The 25,520-nt window shown below is 26.9% G+C and carries 28 protein-coding genes; 10 read left to right on the top strand and 18 right to left on the bottom strand.

Annotated features, from left to right (window positions below; all coding sequences use genetic code 11):
• Positions 1–74 precede the first annotated feature (74 nt).
• The 6 genes from rpsR to ACYUET_RS18035 form a co-directional block, all read right to left on the bottom strand.
• Positions 75–326 (bottom strand): 30S ribosomal protein S18, encoded by a 252-nt coding sequence (gene rpsR / locus ACYUET_RS18060; protein WP_460281945.1) that lies wholly within the window; start codon positions 324–326, stop codon positions 75–77.
• A 23-nt stretch (positions 327–349) separates the two neighbouring features.
• Complete coding sequence (locus ACYUET_RS18055) at positions 350–796, bottom strand: single-stranded DNA-binding protein (RefSeq protein ID WP_460281943.1); 447 nt, start codon at positions 794–796, stop codon at positions 350–352.
• Between the two features lie 13 nt (positions 797–809).
• The gene (gene rpsF, locus ACYUET_RS18050) at positions 810–1,097 is read right to left on the bottom strand and encodes a 30S ribosomal protein S6 (RefSeq protein WP_460281941.1); all 288 of its coding nucleotides are present in this window, start codon (positions 1,095–1,097) and stop codon (positions 810–812) included.
• Between the two features lie 107 nt (positions 1,098–1,204).
• A complete protein-coding gene (locus ACYUET_RS18045; protein ID WP_460281939.1) occupies positions 1,205–1,396 on the bottom strand; it encodes a DUF951 domain-containing protein in 192 nt (63 codons plus the stop codon).
• A complete protein-coding gene (locus ACYUET_RS18040) occupies positions 1,396–2,289 on the bottom strand; it encodes a mechanosensitive ion channel family protein (RefSeq protein ID WP_460281937.1) in 894 nt (297 codons plus the stop codon). The genes ACYUET_RS18045 and ACYUET_RS18040 overlap by 1 nt, the downstream gene beginning before the upstream one ends.
• Positions 2,290–2,318: 29 nt before the next feature.
• A complete protein-coding gene (locus tag ACYUET_RS18035) occupies positions 2,319–2,555 on the bottom strand; it encodes a DUF3343 domain-containing protein (protein ID WP_460281935.1) in 237 nt (78 codons plus the stop codon).
• A 138-nt stretch (positions 2,556–2,693) separates the two neighbouring features.
• On the opposite strand from ACYUET_RS18035, the gene ACYUET_RS18030 reads away from it, so the two are divergent.
• The 3 genes from ACYUET_RS18030 to yyaC all read left to right on the top strand — a co-directional run bounded on the left by ACYUET_RS18030 (position 2,694) and on the right by yyaC (position 5,319).
• Complete coding sequence (locus ACYUET_RS18030; RefSeq protein ID WP_460281933.1) at positions 2,694–3,368, top strand: LysE family transporter; 675 nt, start codon at positions 2,694–2,696, stop codon at positions 3,366–3,368.
• Positions 3,369–3,380: 12 nt separating this feature from the next.
• Complete coding sequence (locus ACYUET_RS18025; protein WP_460281931.1) at positions 3,381–4,541, top strand: aminotransferase class V-fold PLP-dependent enzyme; 1,161 nt, start codon at positions 3,381–3,383, stop codon at positions 4,539–4,541.
• A 178-nt stretch (positions 4,542–4,719) separates the two neighbouring features.
• Positions 4,720–5,319, top strand: coding sequence for a spore protease YyaC (gene yyaC / locus ACYUET_RS18020; protein WP_460281929.1), 600 nt, complete (start codon positions 4,720–4,722; stop codon positions 5,317–5,319).
• Positions 5,320–5,359: 40 nt separating this feature from the next.
• On the opposite strand, the gene ACYUET_RS18015 is transcribed toward yyaC, so the two are convergent.
• From ACYUET_RS18015 to rpmH, 12 genes are all read right to left on the bottom strand, one after another.
• Positions 5,360–5,887, bottom strand: coding sequence for a DUF4446 family protein (locus ACYUET_RS18015; protein ID WP_460281927.1), 528 nt, complete (start codon positions 5,885–5,887; stop codon positions 5,360–5,362).
• A gap of 33 nt (positions 5,888–5,920) precedes the next feature.
• A complete protein-coding gene (locus ACYUET_RS18010) occupies positions 5,921–6,775 on the bottom strand; it encodes a ParB/RepB/Spo0J family partition protein (protein ID WP_460281925.1) in 855 nt (284 codons plus the stop codon).
• An 11-nt stretch (positions 6,776–6,786) separates the two neighbouring features.
• Positions 6,787–7,551 carry a ParA family protein gene (locus tag ACYUET_RS18005; protein WP_460281923.1) on the bottom strand — a complete coding sequence of 255 codons (765 nt, stop codon included), beginning with the start codon at positions 7,549–7,551 and terminating at the stop codon, positions 6,787–6,789.
• Between the two features lie 213 nt (positions 7,552–7,764).
• Entirely contained in the window at positions 7,765–8,550 is a 786-nt protein-coding gene (gene noc, locus ACYUET_RS18000; protein WP_460281921.1) for a nucleoid occlusion protein, read from the bottom strand.
• A gap of 163 nt (positions 8,551–8,713) precedes the next feature.
• On the bottom strand, positions 8,714–9,433 hold the full coding sequence (rsmG, locus tag ACYUET_RS17995; RefSeq protein ID WP_460281919.1) for a 16S rRNA (guanine(527)-N(7))-methyltransferase RsmG: 720 nt from the start codon (positions 9,431–9,433) through the stop codon (positions 8,714–8,716).
• A 225-nt stretch (positions 9,434–9,658) separates the two neighbouring features.
• Entirely contained in the window at positions 9,659–11,548 is a 1,890-nt protein-coding gene (gene mnmG, locus ACYUET_RS17990; protein ID WP_460281917.1) for a tRNA uridine-5-carboxymethylaminomethyl(34) synthesis enzyme MnmG, read from the bottom strand.
• 12 nt (positions 11,549–11,560) lie between these two features.
• On the bottom strand, positions 11,561–12,931 hold the full coding sequence (mnmE, locus tag ACYUET_RS17985) for a tRNA uridine-5-carboxymethylaminomethyl(34) synthesis GTPase MnmE (RefSeq protein WP_460281915.1): 1,371 nt from the start codon (positions 12,929–12,931) through the stop codon (positions 11,561–11,563).
• A 319-nt stretch (positions 12,932–13,250) separates the two neighbouring features.
• On the bottom strand, positions 13,251–13,877 hold the full coding sequence (jag, locus tag ACYUET_RS17980; protein ID WP_460281914.1) for an RNA-binding cell elongation regulator Jag/EloR: 627 nt from the start codon (positions 13,875–13,877) through the stop codon (positions 13,251–13,253).
• 46 nt (positions 13,878–13,923) lie between these two features.
• The gene (yidC, locus tag ACYUET_RS17975; protein ID WP_460281912.1) at positions 13,924–14,694 is read right to left on the bottom strand and encodes a membrane protein insertase YidC; all 771 of its coding nucleotides are present in this window, start codon (positions 14,692–14,694) and stop codon (positions 13,924–13,926) included.
• Positions 14,695–14,718: 24 nt separating this feature from the next.
• A complete protein-coding gene (gene yidD, locus ACYUET_RS17970) occupies positions 14,719–14,928 on the bottom strand; it encodes a membrane protein insertion efficiency factor YidD (protein WP_460281911.1) in 210 nt (69 codons plus the stop codon).
• Positions 14,900–15,277: a ribonuclease P protein component gene (gene rnpA / locus ACYUET_RS17965; RefSeq protein WP_460281909.1), complete on the bottom strand. Its 378-nt coding sequence runs from the start codon at positions 15,275–15,277 to the stop codon at positions 14,900–14,902. The genes yidD and rnpA overlap by 29 nt, the downstream gene beginning before the upstream one ends.
• A 61-nt stretch (positions 15,278–15,338) precedes the next feature.
• Positions 15,339–15,473, bottom strand: coding sequence for a 50S ribosomal protein L34 (gene rpmH / locus ACYUET_RS17960; protein ID WP_017210025.1), 135 nt, complete (start codon positions 15,471–15,473; stop codon positions 15,339–15,341).
• A 538-nt stretch (positions 15,474–16,011) separates the two neighbouring features.
• On the opposite strand from rpmH, the gene dnaA reads away from it, so the two are divergent.
• From dnaA to gyrA, 7 genes are all read left to right on the top strand, one after another.
• Positions 16,012–17,385, top strand: a complete 1,374-nt coding sequence (dnaA, locus tag ACYUET_RS17955; RefSeq protein WP_460281907.1) for a chromosomal replication initiator protein DnaA — start codon at positions 16,012–16,014, stop codon at positions 17,383–17,385.
• A gap of 262 nt (positions 17,386–17,647) precedes the next feature.
• Positions 17,648–18,748: a DNA polymerase III subunit beta gene (gene dnaN, locus ACYUET_RS17950; protein WP_460281905.1), complete on the top strand. Its 1,101-nt coding sequence runs from the start codon at positions 17,648–17,650 to the stop codon at positions 18,746–18,748.
• 38 nt (positions 18,749–18,786) lie between these two features.
• Complete coding sequence (locus ACYUET_RS17945; protein WP_460281903.1) at positions 18,787–18,993, top strand: RNA-binding S4 domain-containing protein; 207 nt, start codon at positions 18,787–18,789, stop codon at positions 18,991–18,993.
• A gap of 67 nt (positions 18,994–19,060) precedes the next feature.
• The gene (recF, locus tag ACYUET_RS17940) at positions 19,061–20,146 is read left to right on the top strand and encodes a DNA replication/repair protein RecF (RefSeq protein ID WP_460281901.1); all 1,086 of its coding nucleotides are present in this window, start codon (positions 19,061–19,063) and stop codon (positions 20,144–20,146) included.
• A 14-nt stretch (positions 20,147–20,160) separates the two neighbouring features.
• Complete coding sequence (gene remB / locus ACYUET_RS17935) at positions 20,161–20,421, top strand: extracellular matrix regulator RemB (protein ID WP_460281899.1); 261 nt, start codon at positions 20,161–20,163, stop codon at positions 20,419–20,421.
• Positions 20,422–20,472: 51 nt separating this feature from the next.
• Positions 20,473–22,380 carry a DNA topoisomerase (ATP-hydrolyzing) subunit B gene (gene gyrB / locus ACYUET_RS17930; RefSeq protein ID WP_460281897.1) on the top strand — a complete coding sequence of 636 codons (1,908 nt, stop codon included), beginning with the start codon at positions 20,473–20,475 and terminating at the stop codon, positions 22,378–22,380.
• Between the two features lie 22 nt (positions 22,381–22,402).
• On the top strand, positions 22,403–24,940 hold the full coding sequence (gene gyrA, locus ACYUET_RS17925) for a DNA gyrase subunit A (protein ID WP_460281895.1): 2,538 nt from the start codon (positions 22,403–22,405) through the stop codon (positions 24,938–24,940).
• Positions 24,941–25,520: the final 580 nt, after the last annotated feature.

Here is a 25,520-nt window from a genome sequence, read left to right as displayed (position 1 = left end):
TGTATTTATTTTCCATTTTGATCTAATTTTTCGTATAAAAAAACCCCTGATTTCTCAGGGGAGTCATTATTATCTTATTCAGTTGTGAATGGTAATAATGCGATATTTCTTGCTCTTTTGATTGAGTCTGTTAATTGTCTTTGGTGCTTAGCACAAGTTCCAGAAATTCTTCTTGGTAAAATCTTACCTCTTTCTGTAACGTACTTTCTAAGCTTATTTATATCTTTATAATCTATAGATTCTGCTTTATCTGCACAAAAAGCACAAACTTTCTTTCTAGATCTTCTAGCTCTTCCGCCAGATCTTCTATTATCTTCTCTGCTCATTTTATTCCCTCCTTACCTTAAAATTAGAATGGCATATCTCCATCATCTACTGGAGTTATATCCTCTTCAAAGTTCATACCATCAAACGGATTGCTTGACGGTGCTGAATATTCATTGCCGTTACTATAACCAGTTCCAGCATTTCCTGAAGCATTTCCTTTACTTAAGAATTGTACTTCTGTAGCAACTACTTCTGTTACATATCTTTTTGTCCCGTCTTTTGCTTCATAATTTCTGGTTTGAATTCTACCGCTAATAGCCATTTGACTACCTTTACTCATGTAATTTGCGGTACTTTCCGCTTGTTTGCCCCATACTACTACAGGTACAAAGTCTGCTTCTCTTTGACCAGATTTAGCATTATATTTATCAACTGCTAATGTTAAAGTCGTTACTGCTGTGCCATTTCCTGGCGTAAATCTTAGTTCTGGATCTTTAGTTAATCTTCCGATTAGAACTACTTTATTCATTTACAACACCACCTTAAACTTCTTCCCTAACAATGATATGTCTTATAATACCATCAGTGATTCTGAATATTCTATCTAATTCTCTTGGTAATTCAGTATTTGCAGTAAAGTTAACTAGAGTGTAGTAACCATCATTAACCTTTGAGATTTCGTAAGCAAGCTTTCTCTTACCCCAAAAATCAACATTGTCTACTGTTCCTCCACCATTTTCTATAACACCTTTAAACTTTTCGATGTTTGCCTTTACAGTTTCTTCATCGAATGATGGGTGTTGTATAAATATAGTTTCGTATTTTCTCATCATTTTCACCTCCTTTGGACTAACGGCTGTGTTTTCCACAGCAGGGATTACAATTTATAATTATATCAGCTTAAAATAATCAATTCAAGTTTTTTTTACTTTTTATACTAATTTTCAATTTTTACTACTTTTTTTGCTGATTTTTGGAATTTACTTCTAGGAATCATAATAATTCTCCCACATTCTGTACATTTTATTTTTATATCTGCTCCCACTCTTATTATTTCAAATTCATAAGAACCACATGGATGCTTTTTTTTCATTTGTACTATTTCACCAAGCTCAAATGTATCTATCATTAAATTTCCCCCTCTTCCAAATTAATATTAATTAGTTGAGTTTTAGGATAAGGTATTTCTATACCATCTTCATCTAATTTTATTTTTATTAATTTTCTTAATTCTCTTTCCATTCCCCATTGTTTAAGTGGTTTTGCTTTACCTATTACCCTTATTGTAACACTAGAAGCGTTTAAAGCATTTACTCCTAATACTTGTATAGGTTCTCTTATATCTTCATTTTCCTCTTCAAATTTTTCACATGCCTTCTTAATAGCATTTATAGCATTATCTATATTTTCCTCATAAGCAATATCTACATCTACTATAAATCTTATATTATCTCTTGAATGGTTAGTAATTTGAACTATAGAACCATTAGGTATAGAATGGACATCTCCTGAAAAATCTTTAATTACAGTTGTTCTAATACCAATACTTTCTACAATTCCCTCAAATGCCCCTATTGTTATATGATCACCAACACCAAATTGATCCTCAAATAAAATAAAAAAGCCATTTATTAAATCTTTAACTAGGCTTTGTGCTCCAAAACCAACTGCAACTCCACCAATACTTGCAAATGTAAAAGACATCCCGTTAAATAAATTAGATAAAATTGATGCTATTCCTAAAAAATATACTGAATATTTTAATACACTTTTTAAAACTTCTCCAAGTGTTTTTGCCCTTTGTGTATCTAATGATAACATTGTATTACTTTTTATTTGTCTATCTACGAACTTTTTAATTAAATAATTTCCTAATTTAATTGATATATACATTAAAATAATTGTAGATATAATCATAAAAAATTTATTAATCAAATTTTCTAAATCAGCCAATTTTATTAATATATTTCCTATCTTAATATTATCTTGACTCCATTCAAATTGTATTAAATAATTAAACATTATATAATTATCACACCCCAATCAGCTCTTTAAATTAAATTATATCCTTCTTTATCCTTCAAATATATTTCTTTATATTCAAAAGTTTCTTCTTTAATTATTTTATCTATATCTGTTTTATTATCTATTCTTACACATATACCACAACTTTTAGTTATTGATGTTGGGGTTGGCATTATTCTAAATTTATAATTAGATTTTTCTAAGATCTTTTCTGATGCCATTGCATCATAAGTATTTTTAAAAACTATAATATAATAACTCATCTCACACCTACCTTGTAATAAATATTGCTTATATATTATTATATCTGTTTTTTACTATTTTTAAATAATAATTATAATGAATAATTATCTATATTACATTATAATTATATATGACTACAATTATAGGGAGTATTTATTATGTTATCTTTGTTCTTTATTTTTAGGCCTATATGGCCTATATTAATAGGTTTTTTTACTGGCTTTTTTGCTTCAATTCCATTAGGACCTTCTGGCGTTGAATCAATAAATAGATCTATTTCTGATGGATTTAAAGAAGGTTATAAAGTATCATTTGGAGCAGTATGTGCTGACCTTTTATATATAATAATTATAAACTTAGGATTATTTAAGATATTAAATGATAATCAAAGATTTGAAGGTCTATTTTGGATAGTATCTGGATTTGTACTTATATTATTTAATATAATTTCTAGAAAATCATCTGATTTAAACAAAGCTACAAATAAATTAAATACTAAGTCGTCTACTAATAGCTTTTTAAACGGTCATAGTTTCCTTACCGGATTTTTTATAACATTTTTTAATCCGACTACTCCATCATTATGGATTGCACTAAGCGGTACAATGTTAAGTGTTTGGAGACTTAAAGGCGATATATATTTTACTCTAGCTTTATCTTCTATGTTTTTAGGTAGTCTAAGTTGGTTTTTTGTGCTTAATTTATTAGCAATTAAAGGTTTTAAAATGTTAAAAGGTGATTTTTCTAATACTATATCAAAATTATTAAATTATTTTCTTTTCATACTTGGAATAATATTTATTATTTGGGGATTCGTGAAATTTATTTTTTAGAGGTGTATTTATATGGAAGTTTATTTAGATAATTCATCAACAACTTTTCCAAAGCCAAAAGAAGTTATTGATGCAATGTATAATTATATGCTTAATATTGGTGGAAATGCTAATAGAGGGAATTATAGCAACTCTATGCAAAGTAATAGAATATTATATGATGCTAGAGATACCATTTCAAACTTTTTTGGATTTGATAGTCCTAAAAATATTATTTTTACAAATAATGTTACCACTTCATTAAATATTTTGATTAAAGGTATATTACAACCAGGAGATCACGTTATCACTTCTTCAATGGAACATAATTCTGTAATTAGACCACTGTTTGATATGAAAGAACATCATAGTATAAGTGTAGATATAATACAAGCTAATTCATTAGGATTTATTAATCCCAAAGATTTAGAAGCTAAAATAAATTCTAAAACAAAACTTGTAATTCTTACACAAGCATCTAATATTACAGGTTCTATTCAAGATATACAACTTATTGGTAATATATGTAATAAAAATAATATATTTTTTATTGTTGATTCTTCGCAAGGAGCAGGAGTTCTTGATATTAATATGAAAGAAATTAATGCTAGTGCAATAGCTTTTACTGGTCATAAAAGTTTGTTAGGTCCTCAAGGAATAGGTGGATTTATATTAACTGATGAATTTAATGAATCATGTAATACCCTATTTCAAGGTGGGACTGGTAGTTCTTCACATTCACTATATCAACCAGATTTTTTACCAGATAAATTTGAGTGCGGTACATTGAATATACCTGGGATTGTCGGATTGTCTGAAGGAATTAACTATATTAACAAAGTAGGTTTAAATACAATATATGAACATAATAATTATTTATTAAAGTCTTTAATAGATGGTTTATTAAATATAAAAAAATTAACAGTTTACGGAGATTTATCTGCAAAAAATTCAACAACTTGTGTATCTATAAATATTGATGATTTTGAGCCTTCAGAAGTTGGATATTATTTAGAGTGTAATAATATAAAAACTAGAACCGGTTTACACTGTGCCCCTTTAGCTCATAAAACCATTGGAACTTTCCCTAATGGTACTGTTAGATTGAGTATTAGTTATTTTACATCTATAAATGATATTAAATATACTTTAAATATATTAAATAAAATTGCCGAAAATAAAATAATTTTCTAAGTAAATTTATCAAAAATAGTATAAAAAATACCTATATTTAAGAATATTATTTATATTTACTTAAAATAAAAAACTGAAAAATTATTATAAAATTAATTTAATTTATAGTTATAATAATTTAATATATGAATAAAATCTCCTTTATTAGGAAATAATTTCTTAATAAAGGAGATTTTTTATGAGTAAAACATTATGTATTGATTCAACAAATTCTATTTCATATATAAAAATATGTGATTATTTAATTGCAGAACTAAAACCTATTTTAGATTCTGGTGAAAATATTGTTTTTCTTTGTATAGGTACTGACAGATCTACTGGTGATTCTCTTGGACCATTAGTAGGCTATAAGTTACGTTTTTTATCTGCAAATAATATTCACATATTGGGTACATTGCAAGATCCTGTCCATTCTAAAAATCTAAATAAAAAATTAGATGAAATAAATATTAAATTCAAAAATCCATATATTGTTGCTATTGACGCTTGTTTAGGTAGCATACATAATATAGGTAAGATATTTGTAGAAAAAAAATCTATTTTGCCTGGTGCAGCTCTAAATAAAAATCTTCCTGCAGTAGGTAAAATGTCTATAACTGGTATAGTTAATGTTTCTAGCAGTTTCGATTTTTTAGTTTTACAGAATACTCGATTGAATACTGTTATGATGTTATCAGATATAATATCTAGAGCAATATATCATTTTATATTAAAATCAACAGATATTAATCTTTATCATGATAATAGCAGTAATATTGTATCTTTTGCTAATAAATAATTTTTCATATTGAAAGTAAAAAAAGTAAGTACTAATGTACTTACTTATTTTTTTTACTATTATATTTATTAGATGCTTCACTTAATACATAAAGTTCTTCCTCAGATAAATCATATCTTGATATACCCTTATCAATTGGTTTTGCATATGTAGTACTTTCTTGACGACCATAAATTCCTGTTAATATTATACCATCATTATTATCATCTAACATAGCAATTGAAAAGCTTAAATCACTTCCAACATCCTCAAAAGCTTTATATCTCATTATTGCAACTTTTTGTACACATTCTTTTATTTTATTTTCTAACCTTCCACATTCCTCTAATGCTTTTTCAGATATGCTTTTTGCTTCTTCAATATTATCTAACTTTTCATTTAACATTTGTTCTAAGTTTTTACTATTTGCGCCTCTCATTAATTTTCTATATTTAGTTTCTAATTTATTAATTGATTTGATTAGCACTATAATTAATATAAATAGTAAAACAATTATTACGGCCATTCCTATTATTAGATATGGTGTAATCTGATTAATAGTATTAAGTAGTGTGTTCAATTTCGTCATTCCTTTCCTTAATGTTTCACGTGAAACATCTTGTTACATATCTATAATATCTAATATTCTCTGTAAATCTTCTTCTGAATAATATTCTATTTCAATTTTACCTTTATTTTTCTTATTTTGTATATTTACTTTTGTTCCAAAATAATTTTGAAGTTGATTTTTTACATCTTGGTAATATGGATTTGCTTCTTTCTCTTTGGTATCCTTTGGTTTCTTTTCATTTATATTTTTAATTAATTTTTCTAATTCTCTAACAGATAATTTATTATCAATTACTTGTTGAGCAAGTTCATATTGTAAATCATTATTATCAACACTAAGAAGTGTTCTTCCATGTCCCTCTGTAATAATCCCCTCAATTAAATATTGTTGTACTCTCTTATCTAAGTTAATTAATCTCATCGTATTTGTAATAGCCACTCTTGACTTACCTATTCTATTACTTAACTCTAATTGAGTAATTTTAAAATCATCTATTAATTTTTTATATGCTAAAGCTTCTTCAATTGGATTTAAATCCTCTCTTTGAATATTCTCTATTAATGATATTTCTAAAATTTCTTTATCATTTAAATCCATTATTATACATGGTAGTTCTTTTAAACCTGATAATTTAGCAGCTCTCCATCTTCGTTCTCCTGCAACAATGATATATTGATTTTCTTCTTTTTCCCTAACTATTAAAGGTTGAATCACTCCATGAAGTTTAATTGATTGAGATAATTCAATAATTTTTTCAGAATCAAAATTCTTTCTTGGTTGTTCAATATCACTTTTGATATTATTTATAGGTATAAGAATGTTATTACTTTTTTCCTTAACTTTTTCTTCAATCTCATCCGGTATAAGTGCACCTAATCCTTTTCCTAACCCAAACTTTTTCCCCATAATATTCCCTCCTATTCCTGTCTATTTAAAAATTCTTTACTTAAATTAATATATGCCTCCGCACCCTTACATTTATCATCATACAACATAATCGGTAATCCAAAGCTAGGTGCCTCTGCTAATCTTATATTTCTTGGAATAGTTGTTTTATAGACCTTACTTTTAAAATATTTTTTAACTTCCTTAAATACCTCATTACTAAGATTAGTTCTATAATCAAACATAGTCATTACTACGCCTTCAATTTCTAATTTCTTATTTAAAGACTTTTTAACTAATTGGATTGTATTAACTAATTGACTTACCCCTTCCAGTGCATAGAATTCACATTGTATTGGAATTAATACTGAATCTGCACATGTCAGTGCATTTATAGTTAATACTCCTAAAGAAGGTGGACAATCTATAAATACATAATCATATTCACCCTCAATTTCCTTTAATTTGCTCTTTATAATATTTTCCCTATCTTCTCTTCCTATTACTTCAACTTCTGCTCCAGCTAATTCCATAGTTGAAGGTGATATAAATAAATTTTCTACTAAATCAGTTCTTAATATTGAATCTTTAATTGATATATCTGTGGTCAAAACATCATACATTGAAACCTCTAAATTTCTCTTATCTAACCCAAGTCCACTTGTAGTATTACCTTGAGGATCAATATCTATTGTCAATACTTTATATCCTGCCATAGCTAAATATCCTGATAAATTTATATTAGTAGTAGTTTTACCTACTCCACCTTTTTGATTAAAAATACAAACTGTCTTCATAATTAAGCCCTATAAGAGCCTACACCCCCTCTCCCATATTAACATTATATATATATTCAATACATATTAAAAGATTAATGTAGGAAAAATGAAAAAAAATAGTACTTAAATTTATTAAAAAATAATTTTCAATAAATTTATATACTATTTTGTCCTTTTTTAAATAAACTATAATCAAAATATTAAATTAAATTTTAATACTTGTTTTACAATTTAATTTTTATTTTTAGGGATTTTTACAGTTACTTCAATAAATTCATCATCATCTTTACAGTTATATTCAGCAGGTATATTAAATTTTTGAAGTACTTGTTTTATTGTATTCATATATAACTTTGCAGGTAGTGTTGCTTTTATATTGGTTTTTGATTTTTTATCATTTAATTGTTTTCCTGCTATTTTAAGTAATTCTTTATTGATTAATTCTTCTGTATTTTTTACATTTAATCCGTTCTTTATTACTTTCTGTACAATTTTTATTTGAAGTTGTGAATTAGGAATGCTAAGAAGGGCTCTTGCATGTCTTTCTGTTAAACTATTCTCAAGACATAATAATCTAACTTTAGGATCTAATTTTAATAATCTTAACTTATTAGCAATTGTTGATTGTTTTTTTCCCATTCTTTTTGCTAAATCTTCTTGTGTAAAATTATGATCATTAAGAAGATTATTATAAGCTTCTGCTTCTTCAATATAATTTAGATCTTCTCTTTGAAGATTTTCTAATAATGCTATTTCTGCCGATTCATAATCAGTTATATTTACTATATTACATGGAACTGAATCAAAATTAGCTAATTTTGCAGCCCTAAGTCTTCTTTCACCTGCCACTAATTCATAGATCTCTCCCATTTTCCTTACTGTAAGTGGTTGTATGATCCCATGCTCTTTTATTGATTGTGATAATTCTCCAAGTGCTTCTTCATTAAAATATTTACGTGGTTGATAAAGATTTGGAACTATCTTATCTATGTTTATTTTAATTATTTCATTATTCATTTATCTCAACCCATCCCTCATTAATTACTTTAATAACCTAAAAAGCCTATAATTTTTATTATTCTATAATAATCATATTTTTCCTTTAATTATAAAATTATTTTATAAAACAAATTAGTATAATTTTATTAATATTTCTACAAAAATAAAAATAATAATATATTTATTTTATAGGTTTTTTAGTGACATTACCTGCTTTTCTTGGATAAGCTTTAGGACATTCATTAACCTTTTTAACTATAACCAAGTTATGTTTTAATTCAGTATCTTCAATTTGAACTTCACATATATCAATTAGAGTTCCACCTAATGTAGCTATTGACTTTTTGCTCTCTTTTATTTCTTCATCTACAGATGGTCCCTTTAATGCAATAAAATGTCCTCCTACCTTAACATAAGGTAAACAAAATTCTGATAATACACTCATATTAGCAACAGCTCTAGATGTAGCTATATCAAAACTTTCTCTAAGATTTTTTTGTCTAGCACCATCTTCAGCTCTACTATGAATAGTTATAACATTTTTAAGATTTAGTTCCTTTATAACTGTGTTTAAAAAATTAACTCTTTTATTTAATGAATCTAGTAAAGTAACTTTAATCTCACTTCTCATAATAGCTATTGGGATTCCTGGAAAACCTGCCCCTGTTCCAACATCTATTAAAGTATTAGCCTGTTTAAACTCTTCTCTTTTAAATGCTTTAATAGAGTCTATAAAATGTTTTTTTATTATTTCTTCATCTTCAATGATAGCTGTTAAATTTATTTTTTCATTCCACTCTTTAAGAAGATCTTTATATATTATAAATTTCTCATATTGAGATTCTGTTAACTTTAATCCTACATCCTCAGCAGCCTTAGCCATTAAATTATAAAATTCCATAATTACCTCCAAGAAAATTAATATTATTTATCCGCTAGCCAATATTTATAACATTATTACTTTAGCTACGCTATTTTTTATTATAATTGACACTGGGCATTAAGTAATTTATATTAAATTAGCATTTGTTCAGTGTCAATTAACTTAAATAGTAGTAAATCTTATCCAAATAATTTATAATTAACTACATTAATACATGAATTTAAATTACACTACCATACAATACTAGGAATTTTGTTTGTTATAATAATGTTCAAGATAAATAAGTAATACAGAAATATCTGCAGGGGATACACCCGAAATACGAGACGCTTGCCCAATACTTATAGGTTTAATACTATTTAATTTTTGTTCTGCTTCAGTTCTTAACCCCTTTACATTACTATAATCAATGTCTTTAGGTAATAATTTTTTCTCAAATTTTCTAAACTGTGCAACTTGTTCAAGTTGATTAGTTATATATCCTTCATACTTTGCAATTATATTTATTTGTTCGCCAATATCGTTTGGTAAATTTTCCCTGTTAGTATCTAATTCAACTAAATTAAAATAATCAACTTCCGGTCTCTTTATTAATTCATAAAAACTAATAGGTTTTTTTAATTCTGATGAACCTAATGATATTAAGAATTCATTTACTTCTCTTTTATTAGTTATTTTCAAGTTTTTTAGTCTTTCAAGCTCAGATTCGATATTATTTTTTCTTTTTAAAAATATTTCATATCTTTCTTTTGTCACTAAACCAACTTCATGTCCTATTTCAGTTAATCTAAAATCTGCATTATCTTGTCTTAATAATAATCTATATTCAGCTCTTGATGTCATCATTCTATAAGGTTCATTAGTACCTTTTGTAACTAAATCATCAATTAAAACTCCAATATATGCATCTGAACGAGTTAATATCATAGGGGTTTGATCTTTTATTTTTAATGCAGCATTTATACCTGCCACTAGTCCTTGTGCAGCCGCTTCTTCATATCCTGAACTACCATTAAATTGTCCTGCACCATATAGACCATTAATAGTTTTAAATTCTAGGGTTGGTTTAAGTTGGGTAGGATCAACTGAATCATATTCAATTGCATATGCAGTTCTCATCATTTCTACTTTTTCTAAACCAGGTAATGTTCTAAGCATTTTAATTTGAACTTCTTCTGGTAGAGATGAAGACATACCTCCTACATACATTTCTAATGTATCAGTACCTTCTGGTTCAACAAAGATTTGATGTTGTAACTTATCTGGAAATCTCATAACTTTATCTTCAATAGATGGACAGTATCTTGGACCAATCCCCTTAATAGTTCCATTATATATAGGTGATCTCCCTATATTTTCCTTTATTATGTTATGTGTATTTTCATTAGTATAAGTTAAATAACATGATATCTGTTCTCTATCAACATTTCTGCTCATAAATGAGAAAGGTACTATATTGTCATCACCTTTTTGCTCAATCATCTTAGAAAAATCTACAGATCTTTTATTAATTCTAGCTGGTGTTCCTGTCTTAAACCTTCTTAAATTAATTCCTAAATCTAATAATGATTGTGATAAATCATTTGCCGGAAATAATCCATTTGGACCACCTGAGTAACTAACCTCTCCAATTATAATTTTTCCCTTTAAATATGTACCTGTTGCTAATATTACAGCTTTACAGTTAAAAACAGCACCATTCTTTGTTACTACTCCAGTAATCTTTCCATCATCAGCTATAATGTCTGTAACCTCTATTTGTCTTATTTGAAGATTCTCTTGTTCTTCTAATACTTTTTTCATTCTAAATTGATAATCTTTTTTATCAGCTTGTGCTCTTAATGAGTGAACTGCTGGACCTTTAGATGTGTTTAACATTCTTGATTGAATAAATGTTTTATCTATATTTATTCCCATTTCTCCGCCTAAAGCATCAATTTCTCTAACTAAATGTCCCTTTGCTGTTCCTCCAATATTAGGGTTACAAGGCATCATAGCTATTGAATCTAAATTTATTGTGCAAATTAATGTATTTAAACCTAATCTAGCTGAAGCTAATGCAGCCTCACATCCTGCATGACCTGCTCCAACAACTATTACATCAAATGTTCCTGCATCATAAGTTACTTGCATTTACTATCCCCCCTATTTTCCTACACAAAATTCGCTAAAAATCTTGTTTAATACATCTTCTTCTAATTCATCACCTGTTATCTCTCCTAATGATTTCATTGCAGATGTTACATAAATCGAAATTAAATCAAGATATTCATTGGCATTAATTCTATTAAAAGCTTCTTCACAATTTTCTAATGCTCTATAAAGTGCTTGTTTATGCCTTACATTAGATACAATAAGACTTTCACTATTTATTGTTCCATTGAAAAATAAAGTTTTTATCTTGTCTTTTAATTCATTAATTCCTTCACCAGTTTTTGCTGATATCAAAATTATATTATTTAAGTCAATATCGGATATTTTCTTATCCAAATCTATTTTATTTAATAATACTATGTGATTTTTATCCTTTATAGTATTAATTATTTCCTTATCTTCCTCTTCTAATTCTCTAGAAGAATCTAAAATCAATACTACTAAATCAGCTTCTTCAATTTTCTCTCTTGACCTTTCAACACCAATTTTTTCTACGGTATCTTCAGTTTCTCTAATTCCTGCTGTATCAGTTATCTTTATAGGTATCCCGTCTATATTTAAATATTCCTCAATTATATCTCTTGTAGTTCCAGGTATATCTGTTACAATTGCTCTTTTTTCTTTTAATAACATATTAAGCAGTGATGATTTCCCAACATTAGGTTTACCTACAATAACCATATTAAGTCCATCTCTAATTATTTTTCCTTCATCAGCATTTTTTAATAAATCTTTTATTTTTAATATAGTTTGAGATATTCCTTCTTTTGCTTTTATAATTAAACTATCATCTATTTCTTCATCATCTTCAGTAAAATCTATTCCGTATTCTATTAATGCTAGAACATCTAATAAATACTTTCTTAATTCTGTTATTTGGCTTGAAAGTGCACCACTACTTTGCATAATAGCTGATTTCATAGATAAGTCTGTTTTAGCTCTTATTATATCAATAACAGCTTCAGCTTGACTTAAATCAATTCTCCCGTTTAAAAATGCTCTTTTAGTAAATTCCCCTGGTTCAGCTAATCTTGCTCCAGCTTTAATAACTTGATCCATTACACTATTAGTGGATATAACTCCACCATGACAATTAATTTCTATTATATCTTCTGTTGTATAGCTATGTGGGCCTTTCATATAGCTTATAATAACTTCATCAATTATATCTTTGCTTTCCAAATCAATTATATTACCATATTTCATAGTATAAGTTTTCATATTATTTATATCAAATCTATTTTTACTGATAAAAATCTTATTAATTATATCTAAAGCTTTATTACCTGAAATTCTAATAATAGAGATTCCACCTTCTCCAATAGGCGTTGCTATACCACAAATGGTATCAAAATCTTTCATAATATAAATTCTCCTTATGTAATTAATCTTGTAATTTATTTTTAATATTATAACCAATCAAAGTAAATATCAAAACAATTGCAAATAAAAATCTAATTTATTAATTTATAAGTTGTTATTAATTAATAAATTATTACTCAATTATAACTATTTATTTAATATTTATATTGTAAATTTATGTAAATTGTCGTAAATAATTTTTAAAATTATTATTTAATTATAACCTTGAGATAGATTTTACATAACAAAATTAAATTAGTCAAAATAATTATTTTCTTAGTAAAATTAATAAAAGAAAGCCTTTAAGGGCTTTCTTTTACTAATTTCTTTTTAATTCCACTACTACTTTTCTAAAAGGTTCATTCCCCTCACTATAAGTATAAACAAAATCATTATCTTGAAGAGAAGAATGAATAATTCTTCTCTCATAAGGATTCATTGGTTCTAACTTAAATGTCTTACCTGTTCTTTTTACTTTTGCTGCAGTTTTTTCTGCAACTCTTTTAAGGGTTTCTTCTCTTTTATTCCTGTAATTTCCTATATCTAAAATAACTCTTTTGTAAGGAATATCATTATTTTTATTTACCATTAATGATATTAAGCATTGTAATGAATCTAAAGTTTCTCCTCTATATCCAATAATTGCTCCTACTTTTTTCCCTGATAAGTTAACTTTAATAATATTATTATCTTCTTTTATATCTACTTCAGCTTCTATATCCATAGTCTTAAGAACTACATTTAAAAAATTATTTATTTCTTCAATATAGTTGCGTTTAATAGTTACCCTAATTTTTGCTGGTTTAGAGCCTATAAAACTAAATAATCCTTTTGAACCCTCTTCTAAAACTTCAACCTCAACCATATTCTCTGTTGTATTTAGCTTAATTAAAGCTTTTTTTAAGGCTTCTTCAACAGTTTTTCCCTCTAACTCTATTGACTTCATCTCTTAATTCACCACCTTAATCCAAAGCAAATATTAAATAATAAATTTATTTTTTCTTTTTTTTCTTTGTACTAGCTAAATTACTAGGTGCTTCAACATCCATAACAAAATTACTATTTTCAAATTGGACGCTACTATTTTCTTCTACATCCTTTAATTTTTTCTTTGCAGGTCTATAATTTAAGAAATATGTTTGTATAGTCTGAATAATATTTCCTATTATCCAATATAAAACTAATATTGATTTAAAATTCAATGACATAAATCCCATCATGAATGCCATAACTAAACTCATAGTTCCCATATTCATAGGCGAATTATCTGAAGGCGTAGCTTTTGCCATCAAATAAGAAGGTAAATATGTTGATAAAGCAGCTAATATAGGCAATATAAACTTAGTATCTTTACTAGCTAAATCGTTAATCCATAAAAATGATGCTCCATTTAATCCATCTATTCTAAAAAATACATAGTATAAAGCCATCAATATAGGTAATGGTAGTAATGAAGGTAGACATCCCCCTGCTACACTAACATTTTTTTCTTTATAAAGCTTCATAGTTTCTGCATTTAATTTTTCGGGATTGCCTTTATATTTTTCTTGAAGTTTTTTAACTTCTGGCTGAATTTCTTGCATTTTTTGAGTTGACTTTGCTGCTTTAATGTTAAGTGGCAATATAAGCAGTCTAATAATCAATGTAAATACAAGTATAGCTAATACATATGATAATCCTACATCTTTTACTCCAATACTAACAATGAAATCATGTAGATAATTAAATATATTAGCCATAAATTGAATTATCTTTTCAAACATTAAAATCTGTACCTCCTAAATATGTTACTTTACGGGGTCATAGCCACCTTTGCAAAAAGGATTACACCTTAATATTCTATAAAGTGCCATTAAGCTTCCCTTAATAGCACCATATTTTTCTATAGCATCTAAGGCATACTGTGAGCAAGTTGGCGTAAATCTACAACATGGATTTCTTCTAGGTGAAATATATCCCCTATAGAATTTAATTAGACTTATTAATAACTTCTTCATCTAAATATAATCCTGCCTTTTTAAGTAAATTCTTCATCGCCTTTTCGGTCTCAAAATAATTTTTATCTCTCATAGGATTTCGTGCTATAAAAACATAATCATATCCTTTTGTTATATTATTATAATTTAATCTAAAACTTTCAATTATTAATCTCTTACATCTACTTCTAACAACACTGTTTCCAACTTTCTTGCTTACAGAAATCCCTACTTTACTATATAACATGCCATTTTTGTCTTTATTTCTTTTATTTTTTAAAGCATACATAACTAAGTTATGATTAGCAAATGACTTTGCTCTTTTATATACAATTATAAACTCTATATTTTTTTTCAATCTATAAACCATAGGTATTTCTATACTCCTTTTTTTCCTGCATTTGCAGAAAAAAGGCCACTTAATGCGGCCCTTATGCTGTTAATTTTTTTCTTCCTTTTTGTCTTCTATTCTTAAGAATGTTTCTTCCTGATTGAGTGCTCATTCTCTTTCTGAAGCCATGCTCCTTTTTTCTTTGTCTCTTTTTTGGTTGATAAGTCATGAACATTTAAATGCACCCCCTTAAATTTATTATTTATAGTAATAACTATACTTTCTGTGATTTTAAATTTTACCTTTCTATTATATATATATCCTAATTTTCTGTCAAGATAATACTAATTGTTGATAATTATATTTTTATGGATATATTTTTGTGGATAACTTATTGAATATGCACAATTACTTATGTTATTATAAATATTATAACTGTGAATAACTTATTTTTAATAAAACTTATCCACAGCTGTTGATAAATATGTGCATAACTTGTTTATTTTTTAGTTTAACATAATTAATGTTATACTATATTTTCTTATTATATCCCAAATTATTTACTTTTAGTAATGTTTTTATACTTAAAATTTGTTATTGTTGATAACTTTTTATATAATATATTTTTTAGATAAATTATCAACATGTGTATAACTTTATACTCTTAGTCAACAATTAAAATATATTCTGTATTATTTTGTTGATATCTTGTTAATAATTTATATTTTAAATAAAAAAAAATTTTTTCTTAAAATAATATTGGAGGATTAAAAATGGATGCTGACCTTAAACAATTATGGGAAAAAACCCTAAATATTATAAAAGGCGAAATGAGCGAAGTCAGCTTTAATACTTGGATAAAGAGCTGTGAACCTATTTCTATTTCTGATAAAAGTATAAAAATAAGCGTTCCTAACTCTTTTACTAAAGATATTCTAGATAAAAGATATAAAAGTTTAGTTGCTAATTCTATAGAAGCAGTTTGCTCAAAGTTATATGAAATTGAATTTCTTATAGCTTCTGATCTTGAAAGCGAAGACAACTATTCCGATGATGAAACAAAACTTAATAATAAAATGAAATCAAACTCTAAAAAAACTATTATCGTTAATGATGAAATGTCTTCAACTTTAAATCCTAAATATACCTTTAATTCATTTGTAATAGGTAATAGTAATAGATTTGCTCATGCTGCGTCTTTAGCCGTTGCTGAGTCGCCAGCCAAAGCTTATAATCCTCTATTCATATATGGGGGAGTAGGACTTGGTAAAACTCACTTAATGCATGCAATTGGTCATTATATATTACAAAATAATACTAATGCAAAAGTAGTTTACGTATCTTCTGAAAAGTTTACAAATGAACTGATTAATGCAATTAAAGATGATAAAAATGAAGAGTTTAGAAATAAATATAGAAATGTCGATGTACTACTTATAGATGATATACAATTTATCGCTGGTAAAGAACGTACCCAAGAAGAATTTTTCCATACTTTTAATGCTTTACATGATGCTAATAAGCAAATAATTCTATCATCAGATCGTCCGCCAAAGGAAATCCCAACATTAGAAGATAGACTTAGATCTAGATTTGAATGGGGGTTAATTGCTGATATTCAAGTTCCGGATTTTGAAACTAGAATGGCAATTCTTAAAAAGAAAGCTGATGTTGAAAATTTAAATGTAGCAAATGAAGTTATGGGATATATAGCAACAAAAATTAAATCTAACATTAGAGAATTAGAAGGTGCACTTATAAGAATAATTGCATACTCATCACTTACAAATAGAGAAGTTACTGTAGATTTAGCATCAGAAGCTCTAAAAGATATAATCTCTAAAAAACAAGGTAAACACGTAACTATTGGTTCTATTCAAGAAATAGTTGCCAATTATTTTAATTTAAAAATAGACGATTTAAAATCACAAAGAAGAACTAGAAATGTAGCTTATCCTAGACAGATAGCTATGTATTTAACTAGAAAACTAACTGATATGTCTCTACCTAAAATTGGAGAAGAATTTGGAGGAAGAGATCATACTACTGTAATACACGCTTATGAAAAAATCTCTGAAAATCTAAAGAACGATGAGAGCTTACAGCATACAGTTGCTGATATCACCAAAAAAGTTACTCAAAATTAATTAACATATGTACATAATAAGTATTGAATAACTTGTGGATAACAATATTATATTAATATTCTGTTGAAAACTGTGGATAAGATGAGCTATTTGTTACGGACTTATCCACAATATTTTTGTATAAAAATATGTTGATAATACTACGTTACAATGTGTTATCAACATATTCACACTCCCTACTACTATTATTACTATATATTTTATATATATCTACTCTAATTATATCTTTACTTACATGTGAATAATAAGGAGGACATTTTAAATGATTTTTATATGTGAAAAACATAAATTACTAGAAGGTATATCAATAGTACAAAAGGCCATTACAGGAAAATCAACAATGCAAATATTAGATGGTATTTATATAAATGCTAAAAATGGTGAACTAACATTAATAGGATCAGATATGGATCTTAGTATACAAACAACGGTAAAAGCTAATGTTGTTGAGAATGGTGAAATTGTTATTGATGCTAAAATGTTTGGAGAAATAATTAGGAAACTTCCTAATTCAGATATAAAAATAGAAACAATAGAAAATGAATCAATACAAATTACTTGCGAAAAATCAATATTTAATGTTGTATATATGAATGCAAGTGAATATCCGTCACTTCCTAATATAGATGAGAATCTAAAAGTTGAAGTAAATGAAAGTATACTTAAAAATATGATTAAAGGGACATCTTTTGCAATAGCTCAAGATGAAACAAGACCAATATTACAAGGTATATTATTTGAGGTTAAAAATAAAAATTTAAATTTAGTAGCACTTGATGGATATAGATTAGCAGTAAGAAGTGAATTTTTAGATACAGATATTGATATTGAAGTTGTTATTCCTGGTAAAACGTTAATTGAAGTATCCAAAATATTAGAGGATAATGAAAAAAATGTATATATAACATTTACTAATAATCATATATTGTTTAATTTAGAAAATACTAAAATTATATCAAGACTATTAGATGGAAAATTTGTAAATTATAATTCACTATTACCGCAAGAACATAAATTATTAGTTAATGTTAATAGACAAGAGTTACAAAATGGTATTGAAAGAGCATCTCTTATGGCTAAAGACGGTAATACTAATTTAATAAAATTAGATATTACAGAAGACACATTGGTAATAACATCCAATTCTCAATTGGGAAAAGTAAGGGAAGAAGTTAGCTTGAAATTGCAAGGAGATGAAATACAAATTGCATTTAATTCAAGATATTTATTAGATGTTCTTAAAAATATGGAAGACGAAGAAGTGATTATGGAAATGACTTCTGGAGTTAGTCCATGTGTAATCAAAGAAAAAGACAGCGAAAATTCTAAATATTTAGTACTACCAGTAAGACTAATGAGATAAGGAGGATATAAATATTTATTAATATTTATGCATTAAAAATGAATAAAGTAGAAATAAGCACAGAATTTATAAAATTAGATGCGTTTTTAAAATGGAGTGGTATAGCTTCATTAGGATCAGAAGCAAAAATATATATTCAAGATGGATTAGTAAAAGTTAATGGTGAAATTTGTTTACAAAGAGGAAAAAAGTTAAAAATTGGTGATATTATAGAATTTGAAAATCAAGAATTTGAAATAGTATAAATATTTAATTTTTAATAAATAAGCACTTGCTTTTTTATTATGATATAATTAATATAGGTGTATTTTTATGTATATTAAGACGATAATGCTAGCTAATTATAGAAATTATAAACAGCTAGAAATAAATTTAAGTAAAAATGTTAATGTGTTCATAGGTAATAATGCTCAAGGTAAAACTAATATCTTAGAAGCTATTTATTATTGTGCATTTTCCAAATCTCATAGAACTTCAAGAGATAAGGATTTAATAAGATGGGATAATAATGAGGCATATATAAGTTTGCTTATAGGAAAAAATAGATTAGATAAAAAAATAGATATAAAAATATTAAGAGATGGAAAAAAGGCCATAAAGGTAAATGCTATAAAAATAAATAAAATAGCAGAACTTTTTGGAACGTTTAATGTAGTTATGTTTTCTCCAGAAGATTTAAAAATTGTAAAGGAATCTCCAAGATTAAGAAGAAAATTTTTAGATATGGAATTATCTCAAATAAATAAAAAATATTATTTTAGTTTAGTTCAATATAATAAAATATTGAATGAAAGAAATATAATTTTAAAATCAAAAAACTTTAATCAAGATGTTTTGGAGATATATGATTTACAATTAGTAGAATATGCTGATTATATTATTAAAAAGAGGTTAGAATATATAGATAAAATAAACTATTATGGAAATGATATACATAGCGATATAACTTCTGGAAATGAAAAAATAAAATTTAAATATGATTCTGTAATCAAATATACAGATGATTTTAAAAATATTTTCTTACAAAAGTTAAAAAATAATCTTAAAAAAGATAGGGAAAAAGGTTTAACTTCAATAGGACCACATAGAGATGATTTTTATATTTTTATAAATGATGTAGATGTTAAAAGTTTTGGGTCGCAAGGACAACAAAGGACTGCTGTTTTAACAATGAAATTCTCTTCTCTTAAAATTATTAAAGAAATAACTGATGAATACCCTATTTTATTATTAGATGATGTTTTATCTGAACTTGATATAAATAGAAAAAGGTATATATTAAGTACTATTAATGATATACAAACCGTAATAACTTGCACTGGTATTAATGATTTGGAAGATTATTTAGATAATACATCTAAAATATTTGAGATATATAATGGAGAAATAGTTAATTAAAGGAGGCATGCTTAGTGTTTTTGCATTTAGGAGAAAATGTTGTAGTGCCGATAAAAGATATTATAGGAATATTTAATTTAGAAAATTCAATGTATAGTTCTGATACTATACAATTTTTAAGAATGGCAGAAGAGGATGGTTTTGTAGAAAGAATAACAAAGGAAAAACCTAAATCTTTTGTTATTGCGGAAGTTAATAAAATGAGTAAGATATACCTTTCACCAATATCATCAGCAACATTAACTAAAAGAACTGATATGGAATATAATTATTAAATAATAATATTATTAGTTTTAAATATTTATTAAATTTAGGAGGAGTCTGTTTTGGAACAAAATAATCAAAGATATGATGAAAATCAGATTCAAGTACTTGAGGGTCTAGAGGCTGTTAGAAAAAGACCAGGTATGTACATAGGTAGTACCAGCTCTAGAGGGTTACATCACTTAGTATATGAAATAGTTGATAATAGTATTGATGAGGCTCTAGCTGGATACTGCGAAAATATAGAAGTAAAAATTAATGAAGATAATTCTATTACAGTATGTGATGATGGTAGAGGTATGCCAGTAGGTATGCATCCTAAAATGCACAAATCAACAGTAGAAGTTATAATGACTGTACTTCATGCAGGAGGTAAATTTGGTGGTGGAGGATACAAAGTATCTGGAGGGTTACACGGAGTTGGAGCTTCTGTAGTTAATGCTCTTTCAGAAAAATGTATTGTTACAGTAAAAAGGGAAGGTAATATATGGAATCAAGAATACTCAAAAGGTAAAGTTATTTCTGAATTATCTAAAGTAGGAGAAACATCAGAAACAGGTACGCAAGTATACTTCAAACCAGATGAAGAAATATTTGATGAAGTTATATATGATTTTGAGGTATTATCTCAAAGATTAAGGGAATTATCCTTTTTAAATAAAGGAATTCATATAAAATTAATGGATGCGAGATATGATAAAGAGGAAAATTATCATTATGAAGGCGGAATTAAATCTTTTGTTTCATACTTAAATAGAAATAAAGTAAAACTACATGAAGAACCAATATATGTAGAAGGTATAAAAGATAAAATATCAGTTGAACTTGCTTTACAATATAATGATGGATATACAGAAAATATATTTTCATTTGCTAATAATATAGACACAATTGAAGGGGGAACCCATTTAGTTGGATTTAAAACAGCATTAACAAGAGTGTTTAACGATTATGTAAGACGATATGGATTTATTAAAGAGAACGATAAAAATCTTTCTGGTGATGATATAAGAGAAGGTCTTACAGCTGTAATATCAGTTAAAATTGAAGAACCACAATTTGAAGGCCAAACAAAGACAAAATTAGGAAATAGTGAAGTAAAAGGTATTGTTGATTCAATTGTTAGTGAATCAGTTGGAATATTTTTAGAAGAGAATCCTGCAATTAGTAAAATAATTATTGATAAAGCATTAATGGCTGCTAGAGCTAGAGATGCTGCTAGAAAAGCAAGAGAATTAACTAGAAAATCAGTTTTAGAAAGAACAACACTACCAGGGAAATTAGCAGATTGTTCATCAAAAGACCCAAAGGAATGTGAAATATATATAGTCGAAGGGGATTCAGCTGGTGGATCTGCAAAACAAGGAAGGAATAGAAAATTCCAAGCTATTTTACCTTTAAGGGGTAAAATAATGAATGTTGAAAAACAAAGATTAGATAAAATATTAAATTCAGACACTATAAGATCTATGATTACTGCATTTGGTGGAGGAATTGGTAAGGATTTTGACATTGAAAAGCTTAGATATCATAGAATTATAATTATGACAGATGCCGATGTTGATGGAGCTCATATAAGAACTCTATTATTAACATTTTTCTATAGATATATGAGAGATCTTGTAGAGCAAGGTCATGTATATATTGCTCAACCACCATTATTTAAAGTAAGCAAGAATAAAAAAGAATTTTATGCTTATTCTGATGAGGAATTAGAAGCAGTATTAAATGATATTGGTGGAAAAGATAATTCAGTAGATATTCAAAGATACAAAGGTCTTGGAGAAATGAATGCTACTCAATTATGGGATACAACAATGGATCCAGAAAAGAGAATACTATTAAAAGCTACAGTAGATGATGCTATGGCTGCAGATGAAATATTTACAATTCTTATGGGCGAAAAAGTTGAACCAAGAAGAGAATTTATAGAACGAAATGCTAAGAATGTTGTTAATTTAGATATTTAGTACTGAATATGAGGTGAAGTACATGGAATTCAATGAAGGAAAAATTATACCTGTAGATATAAAAAATGAAATGAAAAAATGCTACATAGATTATGCTATGAGTGTAATAGTAGGGCGTGCATTGCCAGATGTTAGAGATGGATTAAAGCCAGTACACAGAAGAATATTATATTCTATGCAAGTATTAGGTTTATCTCCAGAAAAAGGATATAGAAAATGTGCCAGAATAGTCGGTGATGTTCTAGGTAAATATCATCCACATGGAGATACTTCTGTTTATGATGCTTTAGTTAGAATGGCACAAGATTTTTCAATGAGATATATGTTAGTAGATGGCCATGGTAACTTTGGATCTGTAGATGGTGATAGCGCTGCTGCTATGAGATATACAGAAGCTAAAATGAATAAGATATCAGTTGAAATGTTAAGAGATATAAATAAGAATACAGTTGATTTTATGCCTAACTTTGACGGTGAAGAAGAAGAACCAACAGTATTACCATCTAGATTCCCAAATCTTTTAGTAAATGGATCATCTGGTATTGCAGTTGGTATGGCTACAAATATACCACCACATAATTTATGTGAAGTAATAGATGGTACTGTGATGCTTATTGATAATCCAGAAGCAACAGTATTAGAACTTATGACAAAAATTAAAGGACCAGATTTCCCTACTGGAGCTATAATTATGGGAAGTGCTGGTATAAGAGCTGCTTATGAAACTGGAAGAGGAAAAATTGTAGTTAGAGCTAAAACTGAAATAGAAGAAAGCAATGGAAGACATAAAATTATAGTTACTGAAATACCTTATCAAGTAAATAAAGCTAAACTTATAGAAAATATTGCTGATTTGGTAAAGGATAAAAAGATTACTGGAATATCTGATTTAAGAGATGAATCTGATAGAGACGGTATGAGAATAGTAATTGAAATAAAGAAAGATGTTAATCCTAATATAATATTAAACTTATTATATAAACATACAAAACTTCAAGATAGTTTTGGAGTAATTATGCTAGCATTAGTAAATAATGAAACAAAAGTATTAAATTTAAAGCAAGTATTAGTTCATTATATAGATTTCCAAAAGGAAGTTGTAACAAGAAGAACTACATTTGAATTAAATAAGGCAGAAGCAAGAGCTCATATATTAGAGGGATTAAGAATTGCATTAGACAATATAGACAGAGTAATCACTATAATTAGAAGTTCTGCTACAAGTGAAATTGCTAAAAATACATTGATGGAAGAATTTAATCTTACAGAGAAGCAATGTCAAGCAATTTTAGAAATGAGATTAAGAAGGTTAACTGGATTAGAAAGAGGAAAGATTGAAGAAGAATATGCTGAATTAATGAAGCAAATGGAATATTTAAAATCTATATTAGCTAGTGAAGAAAAGTTACTAGGAGTTATAAAAGATGAACTTTTAGAAATAAGGGCTAAATATGGAGATGAAAGAAGAAGCCAAATTGAAAAAGTTGTTAATGAAATAGATATTGAAGATCTTATACAAGAAGAAGATGTTGTTATTACATTAACTAATTCAGGATATATCAAAAGAATTTCAGCGGATGTTTATTCAGCCCAAAGAAGAGGGGGAAGAGGGATACAAGCAATGACAACTAAAGAAGATGACTTTGTTGATCATATAATGATAACCTCTACTCATTCTGATGTGTTATTCTTTACAAATAAGGGAAGAGTATATAAATTAAGAGCATATGAAATACCTGATGCAGGAAGACAGGCAAAAGGTACTAATATAATTAATTTAATACCTATTGAGCCTGATGAAAGAATACAAACAGTATTAACAGTAACTGATAAACGTAAAGATGGATTCTTATTTATGGGAACCAAACAGGGAATTGTTAAAAAGACACATCTAAGCGAATTTAAAAACTTAAGAAAAAATGGATTAATAGCAATAAATTTAAGAGATGGAGATGAGCTATTAAAAGTTAAGATAACTTATGGTGATGCAAATATAATGGTTGTTACTCAAAATGGATATGCAGTAAGATTTAACGAAAAAGACGTTAGACCTATGGGAAGAAGTGCATCAGGTGTTAAAGCAATTAACTTAAAAAATGATGATATAGCTGTATGTATGGATATAGCAGTTGATGGAGAAGATTTATTGGTAATTAGTGAAAATGGATTTGGAAAAAGGACTCCTATTAGTGAATATAAAATCCAAAACCGTGGTGGCGTTGGCTTAATAACATACAAAATCAGTGAAAAAACAGGTAAATTAGTTGCTGCAACAATTTGTAAGGTAGATGATGAATTAATGCTTATAAACACAAATGGAGTTGCAATTAGAATTAATGTATCTGATATATCTACAACAAGTAGAGCTGCAATGGGTGTAACCTTAATGAGAACTAATGAGGAAGAAAAGGTAGTAGCAATAGCAAAAATACTAAGTGAAGATAAAGAAAATGATTCTGAAGAAATTATAGAAAATGATATAAAACAAGAAAGTCTAGATAATAGCTTAGATGAATTAGTAAATAAAGCTACAGAAGATATTGATAATGAATCAGAATAAAATTAGTATCTCTCTATATATAAGATACTAAATAACAGAAAAAACCATGAAGACTTTATTAGTACTTCATGGTTTTTTTATATATTTTAATGATTAAATATTTCAAATTTTACATGTGATTAATTGTTTATGTTAGTATTTTAATAGCTTTTAAGATATTTTTTAATGTACTATGAACCAGGTGTATCATTATAAGTATTTAAGAGTATTTTATAGAAAATTAAAGAAATTATTAGATATATTTAATATAATAACATATAATTGAATAGAATATGTTTTAGATTATGTTAAGATAAAACACGTCGCTGAGGTAAATGTTCAGCAAGCAAGCAAACGAAACTTTTCAAAATGCAATTTGAAATTTTCAAAAAAACTTGTTGACAAAACAAAAGTCAAGTGATATACTAAGGAAGTCGCTTGAGGGTGACAACTTAAAACAAAAGCTGACAACGAGAGTTGAAGCGAAAGAAAATGGTCTTTGAAAATTGAACAGAATATATAAAATACATTTAAGTAAACCAGCAATTCTTTTTGAAAAGTAAGCTAAGATTAAACTTTTTTATGAGAGTTTGATCCTGGC

The organism is Clostridium sp. CTA-5, assembly GCF_054768135.1.
Note: the sequence above shows the minus strand (reverse complement) of the source record. Positions and strands in the feature narration are given on the sequence as shown.